Origin of the sequence: uncultured Sphingomonas sp. (genome assembly GCF_964250165.1) — a bacterium.
Taxonomy (GTDB): Bacteria; Pseudomonadota; Alphaproteobacteria; order Sphingomonadales; family Sphingomonadaceae; genus Sphingomonas.
On the sequence record NZ_CAXUEK010000096.1, the window covers coordinates 2570 to 7408 of the forward strand.

Here is a 4839-nt window from a genome sequence, read left to right on the forward strand (position 1 = left end):
CGCGTCGAACCGGTCGAGCTCGGCCGGAGTGAGCGGGCGGCGGTAGAGGTCGCGGTGCTCGACGAAGACCGGCCGGCCAGCGGCGGCGGCCTTCAACGCCAGCAGGGCGTCGCGCGCGCCCTCGGCGGCGTAGACGCGGCCCGGCAGCGCCAGCGCGAAGGTGCCGAGGCCGGCGAACAGGTCGGCGACCGTCGCCGCGCCCGCAGTCGCCTCGCGCACGGCGGCGATCAGCGCCGCCTCCCCGTCCGCGGTCGCCTGCAGGAAGGCGGCGGGCGGCAGCGGCACGGGCACCGTTCCGAGGGTGACGGTGGCCGGCTGCGGTTCCCAGCGGGTCTCGGGGCCGAGCCCCTCGTCGACCACAATGCGGGCAAGGCCGTGCGCTTGGGCAAAGGCCGTGAGCGCCTCGGCCGTCGTCAGGCCGGGCGGAAGTTTGGCCTTGATGAGCAGGTCGACGCCCTGATCGGCGAGCGTCAGGTGCAGGTCGGCGCGACCTCGCAGCTGGAGGCGTTGCGCCAGCGCCCGCAGCGGCGCGACGAGCGCGAACAGCGCAGGGTGCAGGACGTGACACTCGCGCATGTCGACGATGGCGTGGCTGCCCGCCGCGGTGAAGCCGACCAGCCCGCGCTCGGCGTGCAGCGTCGCACGGCGGCGGGTGCGCGGGGGCGAGAGATAGGGCGGCCGGATGGCGGCGGTCAGCCCCTGCGCGTCGAGCGCGGCGGCGATACGGTCGGCGACGAAGCCCGCGTAGCTGGCGTCGTCGAGGTGCTGGAGCTGGCAGCCGCCGCAGATCGGGAAATGGCGGCAGGGCGGCGGCTGGTGATGTGGGCCCGGGATCACCGCGCCGGTATCGGTCAGCGTGTCACCGGGCGCCGCAAACGCGGCGTGTCGCCCGTCCGCCGCGACGCCCTCGCCCCGCGCCGCGACGCGCAGGATCGGGCTCACAGCGATGCCCGCGCCGGCGTCAGCGCCCGCGCGAGATCGTCGGCGATGAAGCTCGCGCCGCACCGCCGCGCCGCCTCGGCGTGAAGCCAGACCGCGCCCGCCGCCGCGTCGAGCGGCGACAGCTTCGCCGCGAGCAGCGCGCCGGCGACCCCCGCCAGCACGTCGCCGGTGCCGGCGGTCGAGAGCCAGGCGGAGCCGCGCGGGTAGACGCGACCCTGCCCATCGGGCGCGGCGATCACCGTGTCGGCGCCCTTGAACGCCACCACCGCGCGGGCGCGACGCGCGGCGGCCAGCGCGGCGTCGATCTTGCTCCCGGCCGGCGCGCCGAACAGGTGGGCGAACTCGCCGCCATGCGGCGTCAGCACCGCCACGCCGTCGCGCGCCGCCAGCCGGTCGAGATCGAGCAGCTGCAGCGCGTCCCCGTCGATCACCAGCGGATGCGGGCTGGCGAGCGCCGCGTCGAGTTTCGCGCGGGCGGCGTCCTCGCGACCGAGGCCGGGGCCGATCACCACCGCGCCGATGCGCCTGTCGTCGAGCGCCGCCGCGGACCAGCGCCGGCGGACCAGCGCGTGCGGGCCGGCGGCGGCCAGATCGTCGGCGAGCAGCAGGCCGTAGCCCGCGCCGGCGCGCATCGCGGCCTCGGCGGCGAGCAGCGTCGCGCCCGGCATCGCGCCGCCGACCAGCACGACCAGGCCGCGCGTGTATTTCTGGCTGTTCGGGGTCGGAGGCGCGAGCTGCGGACGCGCTACGACGCGCCAGTCGTCGGGCGCGCCGGTGCCGAGATCGAGCAGGCGGACCTGCCCGCATAGGGACGCGGCCGGCTCCAGCAGGTGCGCAGGCTTGAGCGCGCCCAAGGCCAGCGTGACCTGCGCGCCCGCCGCGCCGAGCACGCCGCCGTCGTCCGTCCCGACACCGCTCGGCAGGTCCACGGCGAGCGTGAGTCGCGCGGCGGTGGCGAGCCCCGCCAGCGGGTCGGCGATCGCCGGTTCCAGCGGGCGCGAGAGGCCCGTGCCGAACAGTGCGTCGATCAGCACCGGCGCCGGCGCGACGTCGGCGAGCGCCTCGACCGGACCGTCCCAGCCTGCCGCCGCCCGACGGGCGAGGTCGCTCGCCGGCGGTGCGGACGCGGCGATCCGGACCTCGTGGCCCGCGCGACGGAGCGCGGCCGCGGCGACATAGCCGTCGCCGCCATTGTTGCCCGGCCCGCACAGCACCAGCATTTCCGCGCCGGCCGCGAGCCGCGCCGCCGCGCGCCCGACGCCCTCCCCCGCCCGCGTCATCAGCGCGAACAGGTCGATGCCCGACGCCTGCTCGGCCGCCTTCATCCCGGCGGCGATGAGGATCGGTCGGCCTTCGATCGGGATCATCGCGCCGCGCCCACTCTGGCCGGCAGGCGATACCGGTCGCCGGCGATCGTGACCTCGATCATGCTCTTGTCGAGCACCCGAACCTGGGCCGGCGCCGCACCGTCCGCCGTGACCACGCCGCGCCCCCCGTCGGCGATGCGCAGGCGATGGAAGCCGCCATCGGGATTGCGGACGGTCACCACCCCGCCCGGCGCGAGCTCGACGGAGCAGACGGGCGCAAGCGCGGCACCGGCCGGGGCGCAGGCGATCCGGTCGGCATCCGGCGCGGCCAACGGCTGCGATGCGGGAGCCCGATGGCAGGCAGGCACGATCATAGCGGAGCAGACGATCAGGCGGGACGCGACGCGCATGCGGCAACCCTAGCACCGCCGCCGCGATGCGGGGAGGTCAGAGGCTCTCCAGCGCCTTCGCCACGCCGTCCATCGTGAACGGCTTGGTGAGCCGCGGACGGTCGCGGAACCGGTCATCGACGCTCTCCTCGCCCCCGCCGGTGGCGAACACGAACGGAATGCCGCGGGCGGCGAGCGCCTCGGCGACGGGCGTGCTGATCTCGCCGCCGCGCAGGTTGACGTCCAGGATCGCCGCGTCGACGCCGCCTTCGTCGAGCCGGGCGAGCGCGCCGGCCACCGTGTCGGCCGTCCCGGCGGGCCGCTTCTCCAGCACCTCCAGGAAATCCTCCAGCATCATCGCGATCAGCGGTTCGTCCTCGACGATGAGAATCTGTTGCGGCTCCGTCATAATCTGCGCCCGTAGCGGTACATTACCGCATTTCCAAGCTCCCGGCGGGAATGTGCACCGCCCATGACCATTCCCGGTCTCGCCAGGGATTGCACGCCGTAGCTGATGCGCATGAACCGATCGGCTTGGTATGGGAACTTCACACCGAAGCGATCGCGCTCTTCGCCGCCTCGGCGAGCTGCTGGACCGAAAAGGGTTTGGGCAGGAACAGGACGTGGTCAAGGTCGATCGACTTGCGCAGCGTCTCCTCGGCATAGCCCGACATGAACAGCACCGGCAGATCCGGGTAGCGCTCGCGCACGTGACGGACCATGGTCGGGCCATCCATCGTCGGCATCACCACGTCGGAAATCAGCAGGTCCGGCCGGCCGCTCTTCTCCAGCACCTCCAGCGCCGCCTCGCCATTGTCGGCGGTCAGCACCTGATAGCCCTGCCGCACCAGCGCGCGCTCGGCAACCGCGCGCACCATCGCCTCGTCCTCGACCAGCAGCACCGTGCCGGTGCCCCAGGTGTCGACCGGGCGCACGGGCGCGCGCTGCCGCACCTGCGGCGCGGCCCCGGCGGCGTGGACGGGGAGATAGATGGTGAAGCTCGCCCCCTGCCCCGGTTGCGACGTGGCGAAGATCCAGCCGCCCGACTGCTTGACGATCCCGTAGACGGTGGAAAGCCCCAGCCCCGTGCCCTTGCCCAGCTCCTTGGTGGTGAAGAACGGCTCGAAGATCTTGGCGATGATCTCCGGCGGGATGCCGGCGCCGTTGTCGCTGACCGTGAGCGACGTGTAGTCGGCGGGCGGTAGCACGTCGTTGCCCGACGCGCGCACCTCGGCGGCGGTGACGGCCTTCGTCTGGATGGTGAGCACGCCGCCGCCCTTCGGGTTGGCCGTCAGGATCGCGTCACGCGCGTTCACCGCCAGGTTGACGACGACCTGCTCCAGCTGGCCGGGATCGGCGCGCACCGGCCCGAGATTGCGGCCGTGGCTGACGTCCAGCCGCACGGTCTCGCCCATCAGCCGCTTCAGCAGGTTCGACACCTCCGACACCACGTCGGGCAGCTGCAGCACCTGCGGCCGGAGCGTCTGCTGGCGGCTGAACGCGAGCAGCTGGCGGGTCAGCGCGGCCGCGCGGTTCGAATTGATGCGGATCTGCTGGATGTCGTCATAGTCGCTGTCGCCCGGCGAATGGCGCATCAGCATCAGGTCGCAATGGCCCAGAATCGCGGTCAGCAGGTTGTTGAAGTCGTGGGCGACGCCGCCGGCGAGCTGGCCGACCGACTCCATCTTGGTCTGCTGCTCGGCCTGGCGCTTGAGGCGCGCCTCCTCCGACGTGTCCTTGAGGCTGAGCAGCACCGCCGCCTCGCCCATGCCGCGCGCGCCGGCGATGGTGAGCGCCACCGGCTCGTCGGGGTGGTCCTTCAGCCGGATCGCCATGTCGGCGGAATGGGTGGAGCCGCCGGCGAAGCGCCGCACCGCGTCCGCCACCGCGCCCTTGTCCTCGCGCACCACCAGATCGCCGGGGTAGAGCGGCGGGTGCGCGGGATCGACCTGGGCGGCACGCAGGAACGTGTCGTTCATCTGTACGAAGCGGCCGTCGCGATCGACCAGCGCCAGCCCGATCGGCATCAGCGACACCAGCGTGCGGACATGCGCGGCGGCGCTGGCGCCGACGGCAGGCGCGCCCTCATGATCGTCGAGCAGCGCGACCAGCACGGGCGCGTCCGCGCCGTCGGCGAAGGGCAGCCGGACGAGGCGCAGCGGCGTCCCCTCCAGCCCTTCGCGTTCGAAGCGGACGAGGCC

General features: G+C 73.8%; 4 protein-coding genes and 1 pseudogene (1 of these 5 running past the window's edge). All 5 read right to left on the minus strand.

All coding sequences use genetic code 11. The annotated features are described in order from the left end of the window. A pseudogene (locus ACFE64_RS14145) lies at positions 1-942 on the minus strand (class I SAM-dependent RNA methyltransferase); it reaches 365 nt to the left of the window's first position. Continuing rightward, on the minus strand, positions 939-2309 hold the full coding sequence (locus tag ACFE64_RS14150; protein ID WP_375393099.1) for an NAD(P)H-hydrate dehydratase: 1371 nt from the start codon (positions 2307-2309) through the stop codon (positions 939-941). Before ACFE64_RS14150 ends, ACFE64_RS14145 begins: the two are co-directional and overlap by 4 nt. Then, positions 2306-2659, minus strand: a complete 354-nt coding sequence (locus ACFE64_RS14155; protein WP_375393100.1) for a hypothetical protein — start codon at positions 2657-2659, stop codon at positions 2306-2308. The genes ACFE64_RS14150 and ACFE64_RS14155 overlap by 4 nt, the downstream gene beginning before the upstream one ends. Positions 2660-2696: 37 nt before the next feature. Continuing rightward, positions 2697-3047 (minus strand): response regulator, encoded by a 351-nt coding sequence (locus ACFE64_RS14160; protein ID WP_375393101.1) that lies wholly within the window; start codon positions 3045-3047, stop codon positions 2697-2699. Positions 3048-3186: 139 nt separating this feature from the next. Next, on the minus strand, positions 3187-4839 hold a 1653-nt coding region (locus tag ACFE64_RS14165; RefSeq protein WP_375393102.1), incomplete at its 5' end, for a response regulator.

Bases quoted from the DNA above. Each gene is read 5' to 3' on its own strand.
- ACFE64_RS14155 (WP_375393100.1), bottom strand. From the start codon at position 2,659: ATGCGCGTCGCGTCCCGCCTGATCGTCTGCTCCGCTATGATCGTGCCT.
- ACFE64_RS14150 (WP_375393099.1), bottom strand. From the start codon at position 2,309: ATGATCCCGATCGAAGGCCGACCGATCCTCATCGCCGCCGGGATGAAG.
- ACFE64_RS14160 (WP_375393101.1), bottom strand. From the start codon at position 3,047: ATGACGGAGCCGCAACAGATTCTCATCGTCGAGGACGAACCGCTGATC.